Raw genomic sequence first — 17858 nt, 5'->3', positions numbered from 1 at the left:
CGGACGCGGTTTCGAGAAGGAGAGCCTGGCAACCTCGAGAACCCGGTAGCGTCGCGTTCACTGTACGACAGCGTAAACCCGGTTACCAGCGTGTTCGCCGTCACAGTACTTCCGGCCGGAAACATCTTTCGGCAATGTGAAGCGAATGTGAACGCCACTTTTCACGGCCCGGTCGGAGGTTGGATAAAATCATGACGAGAAAAAGCAGACCGCACGATTTGTCCAGTTTCGTCCGAGGAGTTCCTGTGACCGATCCCGATTCGACGGCCGTGGCGGCACTGCGACGCTGGGAGGACAGCGGCGCGATCTGGCGAGTCCTCGGCAGCCGTGGCGGCACCCTCACCATCGGGCTGTATCAGTGCACGGGCGGCGAGGAGGTGGACCGGATCGTCTCCGACGACCCGGCTCTGGCCCGCTTCGTCGGCGGGCGCACGGCATCCGACGACTGACCGTCGGGCCGACACCGGGAGACCCACATCCGCACACAACGACCGACGCCCCGCCCCGGCCCTGGGCGTCCGCGCGACTCGATGACCGGGGTCGCACCACAGACGAGCTGGAACAGCAAGCGGCACAACGCATTCGGCACATCCAGGCGGGGCGTCGAAGCCGAAGCGCCCCGCCGGACGGTCAGCGACCCTGGCGAGCCCCACCACGCAGCAGGCGACCCCCGAGCATCCCGCCGAACAACGCGACACAGCCGCACACGAGCAGGGCCGCCACCACACCGCCGACGGAATTCCCTGCCCCCGAAGGCTTTTGGGCGACCGCACCGCAGATGGCGATACCGATCGTGAGCCCGAGCTGACGAATCGCATTGGCGGCAGCGGCCGCCGTTCCCGCACGACTGACCGGCGCCGACGTCGCGGCGATCGCGGGCAGCACCGGAGACACGACCCCCGCCCCGACGCCGGTGCCGACGAGCGCGACGATCAGAGCGATCCAGCTGGGCCACAGCGCGAGCGCGACACCACTGAGACACGCCAGCCCGATCAACACCGTCCCCCCGCCCAGCACCCACCCCCGCGAGACCTCGTGCAATCGCGCACTGAACAGCAGCGACACGACGATGAACGCGAGCAACTGCACGGTGAGCACGAGCGCCGCCTGCAACGGCCGCATACCCTGACCGGCTTGCAGCCACCGCGACAAGACGGGCAACGCGGCGAAAGCCCCGAAGTAGTAACAGAATCCGGTGATCAACACGGCCGCGAACCCCCGCGTCCCGAACAGGCTCGCGGGCAGTATCGGATGCGCGACCCGGCGTTGCACGGGCACGAACAGACCCACCGCCACCACGCTCGCCACGACACCCAGCACCGTGCCAGGCGAGGACCACCCCGCCTCTCCGGCGTTGATCGCCCCGAACGTCAGACCCGTCATGGCGGTCGTGATCAGCGCCGTGCCCCACCAGTCGACGGGCGCTCCCCCGGTCGGGGTCCGAGGCAGCGACACCGCCCCGACGACGAGGGCGATCAGACAGAACGGCAGCGCCCCGACGAAAAGCCAACGCCAACTGACGAATTCGGTCACCGCCCCGCCCGCGATGGTGCCCGCGGTGCTGCCCACGCCCGCGACCGCGCCCCACACCGCGAACGCGATCGCGCGGCCCCGACCGCTGTAGCAGCGCGTCAGCAGCGGCACCGCGGTGGCGAAGATCGCGGCCCCACCCAGCCCCTGCACCGCACGCGCGGCGACGAGCAGCCCACCGGACGGGGCCACGGCGCACGCCACCGACGCCGCCGCGAAGACCCCCAGCCCGACGAGGAACAACCGCCGATGCCCCCAGCGGTCCCCCAGCGTCCCGAGGCCCAGGACCAGAGCGGCCAGCACCAGCGTGTAGACGTCGATGATCCATTGCGACACAGCGAAATTCGCGCCCAGGTCGGCGACGATGACCGGGACGCTGACCGTCACGATGCTGGTGTAGACGAGCAGCAGGAAGGTCGCCAGGCTACAGGCGATCAACGGACCCCGGGCGGCGGCGCGCGGCGGGGCCGATTCGTATGCCGGTGCGGCGGAAGGACTTGGCAACATACTTCCACGCTGATGTAATCAGCTTGTGCGCGTAAACCCTTACATCGAGCCGCTGCTGCGCAACGCCATCGACCTGCTCAATCGGCCGGTGTCCACGCCCGCGGAGCTGGAGGACCACTGGACCGCCCACGGGCTGCCCGCGCAGCACCCGACCACCGCCGCCGACCTGCGCGAGGTCGACCACTTCCTGGACGGCTTGCGCCGAGCCGTCGACGCCAGCACCGAAACCGAGCGCGTCGACATCCTCAACGCGATGCTCACGCGTTTCACCGTCGGCCCCTCCATCACCGACCACGACGGCAGCGGCTGGCACCTGCACTACCGCGACCCCGAGGCCGGTTTCGGCGCCACCCTCGCCGGAGCCACCAGCGCCGCCGCGGCCCAATACCTCACCGACCGCGGCATGCACCGCCTCCACCGCTGCGCGGCCGAGGACTGCGCCAACGCCTTCGTCGACTTCAGTCGGCCTGGGACACAACGGTATTGCACGCACCCGTGCGCCAACCGGGACGCGGTTCGGCGGTATCGCACGGCGACTCGCACGCGGTAGGTTCGAAACCGTTGCGGTCCAACGGGTTCGGTGTATTCAGTGTCCGGCGGTCTCCACCGCGGCGGCGATCGGTTCGAGCCCCGCGATCAGTTCGTCGAGCTCCTCCGCGTCGAGCACGTCGTAGGCCGGTGCCGCCGCCTCGTCGGTGAGCTCCTCGATCCGCTGTTTGAACCGCCGACCGGCCTCGGTGAATCCGCCCGCGTCGTCCACGAGACCACGGCCGCGCAGCCCGTCCACGACAGCGGCCAGCCGCGCCTCGGGCAGATGCTGGACTCGTCCGAATTTTTCCGCCCGCATCCCCAGCGCGAGCGCCATGAGCACATGAGCCTCGGTACCCCCGATGCCATACACGGTGAGCACGGCATTGTGCCCGTCCCCCCGATGCTCCCGCAGCAACGTCGCCGCATGCCAGAGCCCGGCCACCGGCTCCTCAGGCACATCGAGCGCCCGAAGCCCCGCATACAACGCCCGCCCCTCGGTCGGCGCACTCACCGCCGCCCGGGTGGCGAGCTCGGCAACCCGCACCAGATCGGCAGACTCGGCAAGCTCCCCCATCCTCTGCCGCAACGCGTCGGCACTGGCCCGCTCCCGCACCGCGATCGCCTCCCGCTGGCTGATCTTGCCCCACACCCACGGAATGTGCCGCGCCACTTCGCCTTCGGCGAAGTTGTAGAAGACCGCGTGCACCACCTCCGCCGGTGCCGCCCCGAGCGGCGCGGCCCGGCCCGCGAAGTAGCCGTCCCAGTAGTTGCGCATTCCGACGGCCAGGAATGAGTCATCCACGACTTGGGAGAAGGTGACCGTGGCGATCGGCTCGATGAGCTCGAACATGCGGTGGATTTTGGTCTGTGGGTGCGGCATCGGGGGGCTCCTTGTGGGGGGGTGTTGGTGAGGTAGACGTCGTTGGCGGGGCAAACTCGTCGGGAGACCGTGGATAGTTACCGAGCCCCGGCTACCAGGTCCACGATGTGGCGAACCGGCTGGCCCACCGAGGAGACGTGATGACCGCACCCGCCGATGTGCCCGCTGCCTTGCACGGTCAGCGGCTCGCCGTCGTCGACGTGGAGGGAAATGGACACAACCCGCCGGAGATCATCGAGATCGCGATCCTCCCGGTCACCGACACCGTGGTGCACCCGCAGGACATGCGCTCGTGGCTGATCCGCCCGCAGCAGCCGATCTCGCCGATCGTCACCCGCAAGGTGCACGGCATCCGCGACCGCGACGTCGCCGACGCGCCCACCTGGGACCAGGTCGCATCGGATATCCGACTCGCACTGGACGGTCGAATCATGGTGGCCCACAACGCGAAAGTCGAACAGAGCGTCCTCAGCAGACAACTGCCGGACTGGGCTCCGCCACTGGTCCTGGACACTCTGCGTCTGGCCAAGAAGGTATGGCCCGGCATGGACGGCTACGGCCTGGACAAACTCATCCAGCACGCGCGGCTCGACACCACTGCCATGGGCGCGCACGGCTACCATCGCGCCGCCTACGACTCCTGGGCCGCCTGGCAACTGCTGGTGCGGCTCCTCACCGACAGCGGAGTCGATTGGACCGCGTTGGTCACCGCCGCAGCGACACCGGAATTCAAGCCAGCGCACGAACCGGAAGCGGGACTGTGGTTATCGAAACCGCTTCCCGCCCAATAGATCCGGAGGACCATCATCCAGAGATCTCGTCCATGAGCATCCGCAGCGTGAGCGAATGCTTCTCCGGCGGCAGCGCGTCGAGCGCCGACTGCGCATAAGCGATACCCCCACCGCGATCCCCCGCCCGCACCAGCATCAACCCCCGATGCATCTCGAGATGCGTCGCGAACCGAGGCAATGTCGGCGGCAACCACCGCCGCGCCTCGTCCTGGGCTTCCACCGCCGTCGCCTCGTCCCCGAGCCGAGCGCGCAGCAACGACCTGAACACCCCCAGCCGCCAATACGGCACCGCGTAATCGGACGCCTCCGAATCCCCGGACCCAACCACGTCGAACACCCGCCGCCCATCGAGATCGAGCGCCCGCGCCGTGTCGATGTCCCCCATAATCGCCGCCGCGTGCGCCTTCCCGTAGATAGCGTTCACTCGCCCGAGCGATGGCGAATCATCAAGCGCCAGCGCCTGTTCCGCGAACATCCGCGCGATCGGCAGGGAGGCCCCCTCGTAGCCGAGCGCGATCGCGGCCCGTCCCCGAACCCACACCCGAGTCTCCAGATCCTCGGACCGATCCGCCGCCTTGGCCGCCATTCGGTACCAGGTGACGGCCTTGGAACCGTCGTTACCGGGGAATGTCTTGGCATACAACGTCATCAAGCGTGCCGCGTGACCCCACATGCGGGGCTCGCCGCGCTGCTGCTGAATCACAGCCAGCTCCAACGCAATTCGATGCCGAATGTCGGCAGCGCTGAGCACCATGTAGGCGGCCCCGTACGCATTCAGCGTATCCGCCCACTCGTCGTCCGATGGCCCTCGGAGACGCCCTGCGAAGCCTCCGCCGAGCAGATCGGACGAGACCATCGGCGCAATCGCCGCGGAATGGGAGAGAAGTCGCCCACGGTCCACACCGGCCTCCCGCACAACGAGCGGCACCTCCAGGACAGCTACCAGATGCCGTAGCCAGAACAGCGAGGGCGTCACATCGCCCGACTCCCACAGTCCCGCAACGCATTCCCGCCCGACCGCTCGCCCCGCCTGCCCGGAGAGCTCATCACCGAGCCGACCTCGCGACCATCCCCGAGCCGACCGCAGTTCGCGGATGAGGGTGCCGATGTGCATGGTCCCAGGATGCACGCACACCGACGAGCCCGAACCCAAGACGCGCTGCCCGGAATCTGCCTCGGTCACCGTGCCGTCGTGGAATCCACCACCCACTGCCGATAACCCGGATGCATATCGGCCACCGGCACCGCGATCACCTGCGGCGTGTCGTCGGGATGCTCCGCATCCGCCAGGGCGATGATCGCCGGGACGAGATCCAGACGGGTATGCAGAATCACCAACGCCTCGGCATCATCCTGCACCTCGCCGTCCCAGCGGTAGATGCTGCGAATGGACGGAATGATGTTGCCGCAGGCGGCAAGTCGTTCATCCACGATCTTGCGCGTCAGCCGCGCGAGCACATCGATGCTCGGCCCGGAAATCGTCACGTCTACGAGTGCAGGTTCGGCCATGCCGACAAGTTTCCCTCAGTCCGCATCAACGAGTGGCACAGTTCCTCCGACGCGCTGCGCTCCCGAGCGATCGCACCCCAGCCACGGACGATGAGCCCGGCGTAGGACTGCCCGACCCAGCTTCCGGCCATCATCTGGCCGTGCGGATGCAGTGCGAAGTAGAGCGCGCCCTTGCTCCTGACACCACCGTCCTGAGCGACATACCAGCCCATCAACCCCTCGTTATCCCAGAGCTTCATCTCACCCACCCACGCATACGACCCTTCGGTCACCGGCCGGGCGCGGGCGCCGTCCAATTGAAGGAACGATCCGTCCTGAACCACATGCATCTCGTGCGTGTCCACGCGCTCCCCGGTCTCACCCCACGTCTGCCAGGACGCCCACCACTCGCCGGACAGATCGAGCCCTCTCGGACTCAGCCCCGCCAGCTCTCGAATCGACAGGTCCAGCGCGTCGGCGAGCCGGATCGCCGCGCTCAAGGACGGCTCCGATTCGCCCGTCTCATACCTCGAAACCGTCTTCTGATCTTCGCCGATCAACTCGGCCAACGCGGTCTGCGAGAGCTTCTTCGCCGCTCTCCGCTTGCGGATGATGTCGCCCGTCGCGCTCACCGCAATCACTCCTCCTACCTCGATCCGTCGAGGCAGAGCATACCCACGCACCTGCCTCAGACTTCACAGTCTATCTAGACATATTCGTCTAGGCGGTGCATGATGGGTTCGGCGCTCCGGCCGGGACGGTCGAACATCCCCGGTTCCCGGGCCGAGCACCTACCCACCCCCTCGGAAGAACGGAGGCTTGCATGTCTGCGGAAGAGGTATCCGAACGAAAGTCGTTTCACCACACCGTCATTGCCGATGGAACCAGTGCCAGATGGGAGTTGACGGGCACCAAAATTCGAATCCTGTCGGTGATGCGTCCGCCTAAGTCCGACCCTCTGATCCTCCTGGATCAGCCGGACCTCGCGGAGGCCCGCGAACGATTCCCGCGCTTGACCGACCTGTGGGATGCGATCCGACACGAATTTTGGGCTACCTACAAACCTTCGAAGAAAACGGCACCACTGTGACCTCGAGAATCACCACCGATCAGCCTCTGCCGCAGCGAATCGCGAGGCCCCATCTCATCTCGCAAGTTATTCCGCTCGATACGCCTGCGGTCGAGCTTCTGGAACGCGTTGCGTTCGCTCTACGGAACTGTCCTCAGGTCGACAACGCATAGACGTGTGGGGGTGACAACACGTCACTCTGCCTTCACGAAGGCCACGACCAGTCAACGAAAGTCGTTGCGCCGCAGGACTGCTGAACTTCCAAAGTTGCCAGCTCCCAAAGAGATCGGCGATGTACGTGAAAGAACAACCCTACTTCCTGACCAACAACCGCGCCCCCTATGAGGTTCCAGCCGGCACGGACCTCTCCCGGCTCTATCTCCGCTGTCCCGATTGCGGAACCGAGGCGCGCATATGGCATCCCCAGGGAATCGTCATCTTCCTGGACCACAAGAACACCGATAACCGCCTCTGCGAAGGCTCATTTCGCAAGATCGAAAAGCACTCCGAATAGTAGATGTAATCAACGAGAAAGCGAGGACAATGAAATGCGTTCCGTAGGTTCGACTCTCGCCCGACGAACTCTGGGTCGCCAGCTGACCGAGTTCCGAAAAAAGGCCGAGATCAGCCAAGCCCGCGCGGCCAGCGTACTGGGCATCTCACCCCAGACCATGGGCCGCCTGGAGGAGGGCGTCTCCGTCCGCTCCGCCAGCGACCTCTACATGAACACCCTCTGCGACCGCTACGGCGTCTCCGACGAAAACCGCCGCACGATCCTCGCCCTCGCCCGCGAAGCCCGCACCGTCGCCAGATACGGCGGCGGCTGGTGGCGCCCCCACCTCGACCGCGGCCCCGACGATCTCGACCCCCGCACCGTATTGGACGCCGCCGCAACGCAACTCACCGCATGGTCGGTCATCCTCCTCCCCGCCATCGTCCGAACCCCCGACTACGTCCGCGCCATGGCGTGGACGAGATTCCCCAACCTGCCCGGCGACCGGATCGAGAACTACATCGAGGAGACCACCAAACAGCAACGCCACCTTGATGACCCGGGCTTCTCCATCGAGATCTTCCTGTCGGAGGCGGCAATTCGCGAGGAGTGGGGCGGCCCGACCGTCATGGCCGAACAGCGCAAGCACCTCGCCGAGATCGGCCAGCGCCCGAACGTCTCGATCCGCGTGATGCCCTTCAACTCGGGTAGTCGTATCGGCGCGCTGGTCGGCTCGTTCTCCCTGCTCGAATTCCCACTCCTCACCCAAACCCGACTCACCGAACCGCCGATCGTCTACATCGAGGAACACGTCGGGAACCTCTATCTCGAACGCTCCGAGGAGGTCGCCTGCTACAAGGAGACGATCGCCGAGCTGAAGCGCACCGCCTTGAACGAAAACGATTCCCGGACAGTCATTTTGGCATTGTCCGAAGACACCGCGTAGCGGACGCAAGGGCGAACCGACCTGAACACCCTTGCCGCACAACGCTGAACGATCGGCAGGCCGAAACCTGCCGATCGTCTCGAATCTAGCGAGTCGTCACCGGGTGACCAGTGAGCGCAAGCGCGACCATCGTGTCGGGGCGATGGTCCACTAGACCAACTCGCGAACCTCGGCAGCTACCTCGACGGGCGGGCCAGAGTCGCTCGGTATCTGGGTGACCAGCTCCGCGGGCTGGCCGGCGTCACCGTGCCCGCTGGACCTGTTCCAATGTCCCCGCCCCGAATCACCGTTACCGGCCCACGCGCCGACGCTGACGTATGTTCCCGGCGAGTTCCCGAACGCTGAAGCCCTTCACGCCGCCACTCTGAAACTTCCCGTCTGGCACCGCGAGGAGGATATGCCGTTGGTAGACAGCTACATCGACGCGTTCCGCAAGGTCTCCGATCGCTACCGCGACCTACAAACCGATGAAGGGATGAACTGATCATGGTGTCTCACTCGCTGTTGACTGGGCTCACCTCCGCCGCCGAAGTGGACGGAATACAACAGCTCGTCGTCGGCGCTGTTGTGCACGACAGCGGCAGGGTGCTGCTGCTCCAGCGTCCGAAGGATGACTTCATGGGCGGCATTTTCGAGCTGCCCAGCGGCAAAGTCGAATCCGGGGAAACGCTGGACTCTGCCCTGATCCGTGAAGTGACCGAGGAAACCGGACTGCGAGTGAAGAACATCGGCGAGTACCTGGGGAGTTTCGACTACGAAAGTGGTTCGGGGAAGCCGAGCCGACAGTTCAATTTCGTGGTCGACGTCGCCGCTCCCGAGCCGGTCACGCTCACCGAGCACGATGCCTACATCTGGACAGACGTCACCGACGAGCTCCCGGTTACCGACGCGGTGAAAGATGTGCTCGCCAAGTACAGCACTGTTTTCGGCTGAATGCCGCGAGTCGGTCCCCGGCAGGGCACAGGTGAGCCCGCCGGGGACCGACTCGGGACATATGCCCAGCTATTGCCAAGCGATGCAGTGAAACGAAATGGTGCCCGCGGCTGAGCTCGCTCTGCGCGTCATGGTCAGCATCGAATAGCGGCTTCGTCGGTCTTCACACAGATGCACGAGCATGGCCCGCGGCCGACGAGCGGCACCAATCCAGCAAGGGCGACCGACCTGAACGCCCTTGCCGCACAACGCCGAAAACGATCGGCGGGCCGAAGCCTGCCGATCGTCTCGGATCTACAGCGTCGTCGTCACCGGGTGACCAGCGACCGCAGCGCGACGATGCTGCCGCGACGCTCGTAGGCGATCCAGGCGAACACCACCGACAGCACCAGCGGGAAGGGCGCGTAGGCGGGCATGTCCATCAGGAACACGTTGAAGACCGCCGCCAGGAAGGTCAGGACGGACAGGCCGACGGCGGCCGCGCCGGTCAGCCGCGGGACGAGCAGGCCGATGCCGCCCGCGATCTCGCAGATGCCGACGAAGTACAGGAACCACACCGAGCCGATACCGGCCTCGCGCATGGCGGCCATGTTCTCCTCGGGAACCATGTTGAGCACCTTCGGCATTCCCGAGGCGAAGACGAAGAAGAGGCCTAGGACGATCTGGAGTCCCCACAGGACGCGGTTGCGGACCTTGCCCGGGCGGACGGCGGCGGACGTGGCGGTGGCGGCGATGGCGGTCATTGTTCTTTCCTTCAGGTCGGTCGCGCTGGTCGGTAGCGCGCTCACCTGATACGACGGCGGTTCCCGCGAGAACTCATCGCTCCCGCGAAAATTCTTTCCGCCGGCCGCTTCCCGCCGCCCGGACTACCGCTGCTGCTGCTCGTAGAACGCCCGGACGCGAGCGGCGCGACCGTCCCCGTCCAGCTCCACGACATCCAGCACCCGGTTCCCGTTCTCCCGCCGATAGAGCAGCGCGTACCCGCCCGGATTGGTCAGCAGCGCCTCCTCCACGAACGCCAACTCCGGCGCCAGCCGCAACCCCAACTCGAAGTGCTTGCGCAACTCGGTCTTTCCCCGCAGCCGCCCATCCGGCTTCCCCCACCGCCGCACCACCGTGGACGCACTGAAGTCCACATCATCGGCATAACACCCCATGATCGCGTCGAGATCATGAGCGTTCCAAGCCGCCAACCAGGCATCAGCGTGCGCACGAGCATCCACACCCCCATTATCCCGATCTTGTATCGCACCAGCCCAGCCGCACCCTTTCTTCGGATCCGCACCGCTTGCAGGGCCTTACAACGGGTGCGAATCCAAATAAAGGGTGCGGCTGGGTTGCCGCACACCTCGAAGGCAGCGATCAACACTTCATCCGAGGACTACACCTCCCGCCCGAACCACCGTCGCAAGGCAGGAACGAGACCTGAGGGATCCGAAGCTTCGGTGGCCCACGCCACGATCCCGTCAGGCCGCGCCAAAATGCCCGAAAGACGATGCGGCTGAGCAGCTTTGACGCTCGAGACACGAACACGATCCGACCAAGGAGCCGCCGCCTCACGCACAGCCTCGGAGTCGCCGAAATCGAACAGAACCCCCTTCCCGTCCACGAAGTGCTCATTCGTCCGGCTACCATCCGCGAGCCCCACATCCGGAACCGGCCTACCGAGCAACACATCCCCCGCACCGAAGTCGTACCGATGCAGTACCCCGGCGACCTTCTTCCGCACCAGCGACGCACCGTCCGGCGTCGCGAGCAACTCCTCCGTCACCCGCCGCATGGCCCGGCTGTGCGGGTCGGGCCGCATGATCGCGACCTGGGCACGGGTCCATTCCAGAACCCACTCCCCGATCGGATGCCGTTCCGCCGTATACGAATCCAGCAGATCCGGCGGCGCCCACCCGCCCACGACCGCGCCCAGCTTCCACCCCAGGTTCACCGCGTCCCCGATCCCCAGATTCAACCCCTGCCCGCCGAACGGCGAATGGACGTGCGCCGCGTCCCCGGCCAGCAGCACGCGCCCGCGCCGGTAGTCCGTCGCCTGCCGCGTGTTGTCGGTGAACCGCGTCGCCGAGTGCACCGCCGTGATCCGCACCGGCACCCCGGACACCTCGCGCAGACTCGCCTCCAACTCCGCGGCGGTGATCGGCGCGTTCCGATCGGCGGGCGGCCCGTCCACCTCGACCGTCAGGAACCTCCCCGGCGTCGGCCCGTACGCGAAGATCCCTTTGTCCGTACTGTGCCAGCCGCGCGGCAACTCCTCCGCCCCGGTCATCTCGACGACGGCCTGATGCCCGGTGATGAGCGGATCCACCCCGGGGAACTCGAACCCCGCGAGCTTGCGCACGGTGCTGCGCCCGCCGTCGCACCCCACGAGCCAGCCCGCGCGAATCACGGTGTCCCCCAGCCAGATCGTCACGCAGTCGCTGTCATCGGTGAATCCGGTCAGCTCGACCCCGCGCCGGACCGGCACGCCCAATTCCTCGGCCCATTCGCCGAGAATGGTCTCGATTCCCTGCTGATTCACGAACCACGCCTCGCCGATCGGACCGGCGGTGTCGAATTCCTCCTCGTCGTCGGGAAAGAGACTCATATCGAGGAAGATTCCGGCGAAATGTCCGGCGGGTCCCTTGTTTCCCCGGACGAGCGGGGCGGGCACGGCCTGGCCCGCGGCGGTGATCCGCTCGACGGCCGTCCGATGGAAATGCTCGAGCCGCGGCAGCAGACCGCGTCGATAGAACGCCTGCGCCGTCGGCACATTGATCGCCCCGGCCTTGAGGGTCGGGTCCGGTTCGGCCAACCGCTCGACCACCAGCACGCGCGCCCCGGCCAAGCGCAGTTCGCACGCCAGCATCAGGCCCACCGGCCCGGCCCCGGCCACCACCACATCGAAATTCTCGGTCATGTCCCGACCGTGCCGATTGCCGGTTGCACACGCCTTGCACATATCTTGCGCCGCGCTGGTATGCCCGCGACAGCGACTGCAATCCGGCATCGGGTGCAAATCGGTCGGCGAAATCGGAACCGCGCGTTTATGTTCCGTGCCCGCTGGTAAATACCCGGTGGTTCGGTGATTTTTCCGCGTCCCGAGTACTACCGTATGGCCGAAATCCTTCCCGACAGCTGCGGCGAAAGGCGGGCACGAATGACCGGGCCGTCCCCGTACGGCGAGCAGGACGACGCGTGGATGCCGCTCGCCGAGCGGTACGCCGACGCGGGTCCGATCCGATGGCGCGACCACTCGGTGTATCCGCTCTACAGCGAACCGCTGGGGCCGGACCCGGTCGTCGTGACCCTGCGCCTGCGCGCTTCGGCCCCACCGGCCGGACTGCTGGGGCTCGGCATCGGGCTGTCGGTGCTGGGCGGGCATGTGGCCCTGGGGGATCGGCGGCTGCGCGGGGTCGACGTGTGGTCCGACGCCATGGCCTCGGGCATCGACCTCGCGCTGCATCCCGCCGGACCCGACGCCGCGTTCACCCTGACACCGGTGTGGATGGACGCCGGGGGCGTCACCGAATCCTGGACCGGCAACTACGGCATGCTCGTCGACCACACCCCGCGGGGCAGGCCGGTGCTGCGATGCAGTTCCGGGGTGGGCGCGCCGGACTTCGCCGAACTGGTCGTGGAGGTCGCCACCGCCGCGGCCCCGACCGACGAGACCCGCTACCGCGGCGCGCTCTACGACCTCGGGGTGGCCCTGCACGGGCGCGGCGACCTCGAGCAGGCGTGCGTGCTGTGGACCCAGGCCGCGGATTTCGGGCATCCGGGCGCGGCCTACGACCTCGGGGTGGTCAGCTTCCGCCGCGGCGACCTGTTCGAGGCCGAACGCTGGTGGCGCGCCGCCGCCGACAGCGGGGACGTGCGCGCCATGGCCGGGCTCGCGGAAGTGCTGGTGCGCCAAGGCAATTGGAGCGAGGCGCAGGCGTGGCGCGCCTACGCCGGTCAGGACACGGTGAGATCCGGCGGCCAGCCCAGCATCAGCCTGCCACCGAACACCACCGCCGCCAGCGACGCCGCCGCGAACACCAGCACCCACAGCACGCCGGGCAGTTTGGTGAGGTAGGCCAGCTGATCGGCGTCGGACCCGTCGCCGCGCATGTGCATCCGCTGGAGTTCGACGATCGTGCGCAGCCCGCCGAACAGCAGGAACCAGGCGACCGCGTAGCCGAACACGCCCTGCCACACCTCGTCGCCGTACCACGACACGGCGAAGACAATTGCGCCCGAACACAATACGGACAGCAGCCCGAAAAGGTTGCGCACCAACAGCAACAGCACGATCAGCGCCGCCGTCACCAGCCACAGCATGAGCGTCAGGCGGCCCGCGGCCAGCAGCGCCGCGCAGCCCAGGCCCAGGGCCGAGGGCGCGGGATACCCGGCCATGGTCGTGAGGATCATGCCGAGGCCGTAGGGCTTTCCGCGCGAGATCGTCACGCCGGAGGTGTCGGAGTGCAGGCGGATGCTGCTCAGGGTGCGGCCCGTCGCCACCGCGACCACCGCGTGCCCGAGTTCGTGCGCGATCGTCACCACCGTGCGCAGCACCCGCCACACCGGCGGGAAGCCCACCGCGACGAGCGCGGCCGCGGCCGTCGCGAGGATCACCCACGGCGGCGGCTGCGGCGAGACCAGGGTCAGTTTGTCGGTCACCGACGAAACCGTTTGCGCCGCAGTCATTTCCGCGTCAGGGCGGTCGTGGTGTCCTGGTCCTGGAAGTTCTCGATGTACCAGTTCGGGTAGACCGGGGCGGGCGGCATCGCGGCGTCGAGGTCGGCGATCTCGTCGGCGGTCAGGGTCAGCTCGGCCGCGCCGAGGGTGTCGTCGAGTTGCGGCAGTTTGGTCGCGCCGAGCAGGACGCTGGTGACCGCGTCCTTGGCGAGCAGCCACGCGATGGCCACCTGGGCGACGGTCGCCGTGTGGTTGTCGGCGATCGCGCGCATGCGGTCGACGAGGGCGAAGCCCTGTTCCTTGTCGAATTGCAGGATGTCGAAGCCCGCCAGGCGGTTGTCCGGGTCGCGCAGCGCCTCGCGGGTGTACTTTCCGGAGAGGAAGCCGCTGGCCAGCGGGCTCCAGACGGTCAGGCCGAGGCCGTAGCGGGCCATCATGGGGAGCACGTCGCGTTCGATGTCGCGGCCGACGAGGGAGTAGTTCATCTGGCCGTGGGTGAACGGGGCCCAGCCGTTGGCGCGCTGAATCTCCATGGCGGCGGCCACCTTCCACGCCGACCAGTTCGAGAAGCCCAGGTAGCGTGCGCGTCCCGAGCGGACCACCTCGTCCAGCGCCGCGAGGGTCTCCTCCAGCGGGGTGAACGGATCCTCGCGGTGGACGATGTACACGTCGACCCAGTCGGTGCCCAGCCGCCGCAGGCTGGCGTCGATCGACCAGAGGATGTGCCGCCGCGACAAACCCGAGCGGGTGATGGGGTCGCCGGTGCGGAAACCGACCTTCGTCGCGATCACCACGTCGTCGCGGTGCGGCCGAAGTGCCTGTCCCAGTAGGGTTTCCGACTCCCCGCCCGCGTACCCGTCCGCGGTGTCGAAGAAGTTCACCCCCGCCGCGAGCGAGCGCTCCACCAGCTCGCTCGCCAACTCCGCCCCCACCTTGTACACCGCCCCGATGTCCCTGTTCCCCGCGGTGAACGTCATGGCCCCGAACGCGAGTCGCGACACGACGAGCCCGGTGTTACCCAGCGTTGCGTACTGCATGCCCACGACCTTAACGGGCCGTGCGGCGCGATCCGATCTCGGTTTCCCGGGCCGCTCAGGCACGCTCGATTTCCTCATCTGATAGATGAACCCGTCCGGAGCGCCCGCGCGCGTTACCTGGCGCCCGCGCGCAAACCCTCGAGCCACCCCGCGCGCGTTACCCGGTTCCCCCACCGAAACCGTAGGCTAACCGCACGATATGCCGGGATCGGCCCGGCCGAGGATGTGCGAGGAGACCGTTCGATGAGGATCGGCCGCTGGCCCGTTGTGACCGTTGCCGCTCTGGCCGTCGGGGCGGGGTTGCTCGGCGGGTGCACGGATGTGAAGCAGGCGCTCAACAAGGGTGGGGACACGCCGTGCAGTGAGTATGTGAAGCAGGATCAGGACACCAAGCGGATGACGGTCACCAAATTCGTCAAGCAGCAGACGAAGGACGACCACGAGCCGCCGGGCACGACGGTCGACGCGACATTGGTGGCGGTCGACTTCCTGTGCGGCACGCAGCGGAACGTGGACACACCGATCAAGAACGCGGACGTGGCGGGGATCTTCTTCAACAAGTGATCCCCGCCGGAGGCGTCAACTCTTCAACAGCTCGATGACCGGCGCGAACTTGTCCATATTGTGTTCCAGCACGGTGATATAGCCGATCCCGTACCGCTCACGGCGTTCCCGCAGCCGTTCCGCCATGTCGGCGGGGCTGCCGATGAGCAGGGTGGGGAACTCCTCGAGGGGTTCGGCGTTGTCCTCGGCGAGATTCGAGGCGATGCTCTCGGCCAGCTCCGCACGCGCCGACGCGGGCTCGACCGCCTGGATGAGGATGTTGAATTCCGGTGTGTCCGAACGGTTCTCGAGCAGCCCGCGCACGTAGTCGATGCGTTCGGCGAACGCCTTCGGCCCGGCCAGCACGACCTTGCCGGAGTCGGTGGTGCCGCCGCCGGTGAACGCCACGACATCGGCGTGTTCGGCCGCCACCCGCAGCAACCGGTTGCCCGCGCCCGCGATGAGCAGGGTTGGCCCGCCCGCCTGCGCCGGACGAGGCCGGTACTCGGGATCGGCGAACAGCCGCTTCAGCGTGGTCACGGTCGCGGCGACCGCGTCGACCCGCTGCCCCGGGCTCGGGAACGGAATGCCCGCCGCCTCGAATTCGGCCCGCACGTACCCCGCACCCAGCCCGAGCTCGACCCGGCCGTCACTGAGCTGATCCACCGTCGCCACATCCCGCGCCAGCAGGACCGGATTGTAGAAGGGCGCGTTGAGCACGAAGGTGTTCAGCCGCACCCGCTCGGTGGCCTCGGCGGCGAGCAGCATGGCGGGCACCGGCGCGGGCAGCCCCAGATGATCGGCCACCCCCACCACGTCGTACCCGAGCGCCTCGGCCTTGCGGCACTTACCGATCCACTCCGCCCGCGACTCGGACGCCACCATGTTCACCCCGAAACGAAACCCATCGCTCATGCCCTCTGTCTAGCAAAGATCGACCGCCCCGCCCACCGATATCCCCCGTGCACACGAACACACCCGAAGTCCAGCAATCCGCCCGCCCGGACATGAGCACGCCCTGTCGGGTCCAGCGGTTCCGCCGCGCGGACACGAGTACGGCACGAGGGGCCACCGACCCAACGCAAGGGGACCGGCAATCCACCCCACACTCCCCATCATTGGGCAATGATGGAGGCACGCAGGGACAACGTCGACGTCGAGGTAGTTCGCGATGGCACAAAGCAGCTCCCTGTCCCAGCGGCGGGCCGCGCTGGAACAGGAATGGACGCGGTGGGCGGCCAATCGGGTCGTGCCCGGCGACACCCTGTTGCGCAGCGAGGTCGTGCAGTCGTGGCGGCGGTCGCTGCCGACCGTGGATCCGGAGCGGCCGGCCGCGCCCGCGGACGACGCCGAGCTCGGGGCGCGGTGGGCGCGGTCGCCGCTGCACGCGCCGATCGCCGAGCTGTCGGGGGAATTGCGGTCCATCGCAAGCGATTCCGGGTTCGTCGCGGCGGTGACCGATGAGCGCGGGACGATCCTGTGGTCGTGCGGGGGCCGGGTCATGCGGCGGCGCGCGGAGGCGGTGAACTTCGCGCCGGGCGGCCGCTGGGACGAGACGAACATGGGCACCAACGCGCTGTCGCTCGCGCTGCGAACCGGGCGGCCGAGCACGGTGTTCTCCGCCGAACATCTCGTGGCCGCGCTGCACGGCTGGGTCTGCTACTGCGCCCCGATCCACGCCCCGGACGGCACCCGCCTGGGCGTGCTGGACCTGTCGACCACCTGGGACCGCTCGCATCCGCTCGCCATGTCCACCGTGCGGGCGCTGGTCTCGGCGATCGAATCCCGATTACCCGCCGACGCGCCCGAGGCCGCGTCGACCCTGCGCCTGGAATGCCTCGGCACCGCGACCCTCACCCGCGCGGGCGCGCCGATTCATCTGCGCCCCAGGCAGATCGAGATCCTGACCCTGCTGGCCCTCGAACCCGACGGCTACACCCCGCAGCGCTTGCGGGCCGCCGTCTACGGTGACCGGCCCGTCTCGAGCGCCACCCTCAAGGCCGACGTCTCCCATCTGCGCCGCGCCACCGGCGGCGACATCACCAGCCGCCGCTACCTGCTGACCCGCCCCCTGTCCTGCGACGCGGTCGAGATGCTCGCCGCCCTCGACGTCGGGGACCTCGCGACCGCGCTGCGGTTGTACGCGGGACCGCTGCTGCCGCAATCGGATACGCCCGGCATCGTCGAGTGGCGCGAGTACCTGCTGGTCGCGCTGCGCACCGCGGTGCTCACCGGCGGATCCGCCGCGCAGCTGGTCGAATTCGGCGCCCGCTGCCCCGACGACGCGGAGATCCATCAGCGCGCGCTGCGCCTGCTGCCCGCGGGGGATCCGCGCCGGGCGCTGGTGGCCGCGCGGCTGCACACCGCGCTGCGCTGAGCCGCCAACCGTTCGCCAACCCCGCCGGTCCACAGTGACGCCCGTCACCACGGAACGAACGGGAGCCC

The 17858-nt window shown here is 67.7% G+C and carries 21 protein-coding genes and 1 pseudogene; 11 read left to right on the top strand and 11 right to left on the bottom strand.

All coding sequences use genetic code 11. The features are described 5' to 3' along the window. Positions 1 to 245 precede the first annotated feature (245 nt). On the top strand, positions 246 to 449 hold the full coding sequence (locus tag ACFYTQ_RS05760) for a hypothetical protein (RefSeq protein WP_387357483.1): 204 nt from the start codon (positions 246 to 248) through the stop codon (positions 447 to 449). Between the two features lie 181 nt (positions 450 to 630). On the opposite strand, the gene ACFYTQ_RS05755 is transcribed toward ACFYTQ_RS05760, so the two are convergent. After that, positions 631 to 2037 carry an MFS transporter gene (locus tag ACFYTQ_RS05755; RefSeq protein WP_387357482.1) on the bottom strand — a complete coding sequence of 469 codons (1407 nt, stop codon included), beginning with the start codon at positions 2035 to 2037 and terminating at the stop codon, positions 631 to 633. A 25-nt stretch (positions 2038 to 2062) separates the two neighbouring features. Here ACFYTQ_RS05755 and ACFYTQ_RS05750 point away from each other — a divergent pair, with 25 nt between their 5' ends. Next, the gene (locus tag ACFYTQ_RS05750; RefSeq protein WP_387357481.1) at positions 2063 to 2587 is read left to right on the top strand and encodes a CGNR zinc finger domain-containing protein; all 525 of its coding nucleotides are present in this window, start codon (positions 2063 to 2065) and stop codon (positions 2585 to 2587) included. A gap of 36 nt (positions 2588 to 2623) precedes the next feature. On the opposite strand, the gene ACFYTQ_RS05745 is transcribed toward ACFYTQ_RS05750, so the two are convergent. Further along, on the bottom strand, positions 2624 to 3448 hold the full coding sequence (locus ACFYTQ_RS05745; protein ID WP_387357480.1) for a MarR family transcriptional regulator: 825 nt from the start codon (positions 3446 to 3448) through the stop codon (positions 2624 to 2626). 140 nt (positions 3449 to 3588) lie between these two features. Between ACFYTQ_RS05745 and ACFYTQ_RS05740 the strand changes: the two genes are divergently transcribed. After that, on the top strand, positions 3589 to 4239 hold the full coding sequence (locus ACFYTQ_RS05740) for an exonuclease domain-containing protein (RefSeq protein WP_387357479.1): 651 nt from the start codon (positions 3589 to 3591) through the stop codon (positions 4237 to 4239). A 13-nt stretch (positions 4240 to 4252) separates the two neighbouring features. On the opposite strand, the gene ACFYTQ_RS05735 is transcribed toward ACFYTQ_RS05740, so the two are convergent. The 3 genes from ACFYTQ_RS05735 to ACFYTQ_RS05725 all read right to left on the bottom strand — a co-directional run bounded on the left by ACFYTQ_RS05735 (position 4253) and on the right by ACFYTQ_RS05725 (position 6359). After that, a complete protein-coding gene (locus tag ACFYTQ_RS05735) occupies positions 4253 to 5215 on the bottom strand; it encodes a transcriptional regulator (protein WP_387357478.1) in 963 nt (320 codons plus the stop codon). A 203-nt stretch (positions 5216 to 5418) separates the two neighbouring features. After that, on the bottom strand, positions 5419 to 5748 hold the full coding sequence (gene cutA, locus ACFYTQ_RS05730; protein WP_387357477.1) for a divalent-cation tolerance protein CutA: 330 nt from the start codon (positions 5746 to 5748) through the stop codon (positions 5419 to 5421). Further along, on the bottom strand, positions 5727 to 6359 hold the full coding sequence (locus tag ACFYTQ_RS05725) for a helix-turn-helix domain-containing protein (RefSeq protein WP_387357476.1): 633 nt from the start codon (positions 6357 to 6359) through the stop codon (positions 5727 to 5729). Before ACFYTQ_RS05725 ends, cutA begins: the two co-directional genes overlap by 22 nt. A 191-nt stretch (positions 6360 to 6550) precedes the next feature. On the opposite strand from ACFYTQ_RS05725, the gene ACFYTQ_RS05720 reads away from it, so the two are divergent. The 5 genes from ACFYTQ_RS05720 (at position 6551) to ACFYTQ_RS05700 (ending at position 9168) form a co-directional block, all read left to right on the top strand. Beyond that, positions 6551 to 6817, top strand: a complete 267-nt coding sequence (locus tag ACFYTQ_RS05720; protein ID WP_387357475.1) for a hypothetical protein — start codon at positions 6551 to 6553, stop codon at positions 6815 to 6817. 271 nt (positions 6818 to 7088) lie between these two features. Next, entirely contained in the window at positions 7089 to 7310 is a 222-nt protein-coding gene (locus ACFYTQ_RS05715) for a hypothetical protein (protein WP_387357474.1), read from the top strand. A gap of 34 nt (positions 7311 to 7344) precedes the next feature. Further along, on the top strand, positions 7345 to 8235 hold the full coding sequence (locus tag ACFYTQ_RS05710) for a helix-turn-helix domain-containing protein (protein WP_387357473.1): 891 nt from the start codon (positions 7345 to 7347) through the stop codon (positions 8233 to 8235). A 214-nt stretch (positions 8236 to 8449) separates the two neighbouring features. Further along, positions 8450 to 8719, top strand: coding sequence for a hypothetical protein (locus tag ACFYTQ_RS05705; RefSeq protein ID WP_387357472.1), 270 nt, complete (start codon positions 8450 to 8452; stop codon positions 8717 to 8719). Between the two features lie 2 nt (positions 8720 to 8721). Further along, positions 8722 to 9168 carry an NUDIX hydrolase gene (locus ACFYTQ_RS05700; RefSeq protein ID WP_387357471.1) on the top strand — a complete coding sequence of 149 codons (447 nt, stop codon included), beginning with the start codon at positions 8722 to 8724 and terminating at the stop codon, positions 9166 to 9168. Between the two features lie 308 nt (positions 9169 to 9476). On the opposite strand, the gene ACFYTQ_RS05695 is transcribed toward ACFYTQ_RS05700, so the two are convergent. The 3 genes from ACFYTQ_RS05695 to ACFYTQ_RS05685 all read right to left on the bottom strand — a co-directional run bounded on the left by ACFYTQ_RS05695 (position 9477) and on the right by ACFYTQ_RS05685 (position 12073). Next, entirely contained in the window at positions 9477 to 9911 is a 435-nt protein-coding gene (locus ACFYTQ_RS05695) for a DoxX family protein (protein WP_387357470.1), read from the bottom strand. 123 nt (positions 9912 to 10034) lie between these two features. Beyond that, positions 10035 to 10391, bottom strand: a complete 357-nt coding sequence (locus ACFYTQ_RS05690) for a nuclear transport factor 2 family protein (RefSeq protein WP_387357469.1) — start codon at positions 10389 to 10391, stop codon at positions 10035 to 10037. A 158-nt stretch (positions 10392 to 10549) separates the two neighbouring features. Next, entirely contained in the window at positions 10550 to 12073 is a 1524-nt protein-coding gene (locus ACFYTQ_RS05685; protein WP_387357468.1) for an FAD-dependent monooxygenase, read from the bottom strand. 195 nt (positions 12074 to 12268) lie between these two features. Between ACFYTQ_RS05685 and ACFYTQ_RS05680 the strand changes: the two are divergent. Then, positions 12269 to 12901, top strand: a pseudogene (locus ACFYTQ_RS05680) (hypothetical protein); the annotation flags it as partial. Positions 12902 to 13110: 209 nt separating this feature from the next. Here ACFYTQ_RS05680 and ACFYTQ_RS05675 read toward each other — a convergent pair. Together ACFYTQ_RS05675 and ACFYTQ_RS05670 are read right to left on the bottom strand one after the other, a co-directional pair. After that, positions 13111 to 13815: a M50 family metallopeptidase gene (locus tag ACFYTQ_RS05675; RefSeq protein WP_387357467.1), complete on the bottom strand. Its 705-nt coding sequence runs from the start codon at positions 13813 to 13815 to the stop codon at positions 13111 to 13113. Positions 13816 to 13838: 23 nt separating this feature from the next. Then, complete coding sequence (locus ACFYTQ_RS05670) at positions 13839 to 14870, bottom strand: aldo/keto reductase (RefSeq protein WP_387357465.1); 1032 nt, start codon at positions 14868 to 14870, stop codon at positions 13839 to 13841. Positions 14871 to 15113: 243 nt separating this feature from the next. Between ACFYTQ_RS05670 and ACFYTQ_RS05665 the strand changes: the two genes are divergently transcribed. Beyond that, the gene (locus tag ACFYTQ_RS05665) at positions 15114 to 15434 is read left to right on the top strand and encodes a hypothetical protein (RefSeq protein ID WP_387357464.1); all 321 of its coding nucleotides are present in this window, start codon (positions 15114 to 15116) and stop codon (positions 15432 to 15434) included. Positions 15435 to 15449: 15 nt separating this feature from the next. On the opposite strand, the gene ACFYTQ_RS05660 is transcribed toward ACFYTQ_RS05665, so the two are convergent. Beyond that, a complete protein-coding gene (locus ACFYTQ_RS05660) occupies positions 15450 to 16328 on the bottom strand; it encodes a TIGR03621 family F420-dependent LLM class oxidoreductase (protein WP_387357463.1) in 879 nt (292 codons plus the stop codon). 256 nt (positions 16329 to 16584) lie between these two features. On the opposite strand from ACFYTQ_RS05660, the gene ACFYTQ_RS05655 reads away from it, so the two are divergent. Continuing rightward, positions 16585 to 17790: a transcriptional regulator gene (locus ACFYTQ_RS05655; RefSeq protein ID WP_387357462.1), complete on the top strand. Its 1206-nt coding sequence runs from the start codon at positions 16585 to 16587 to the stop codon at positions 17788 to 17790. Positions 17791 to 17858: the final 68 nt, after the last annotated feature.

It is taken from the genome of Nocardia sp. NPDC004068, assembly GCF_042874315.1.
In the GTDB taxonomy this organism is placed as follows: Bacteria; Actinomycetota; Actinomycetes; order Mycobacteriales; family Mycobacteriaceae; genus Nocardia.
The sequence above is the reverse complement of the archived record's forward strand: the minus strand, read 5'-3'. Positions and strand labels throughout refer to the sequence as shown.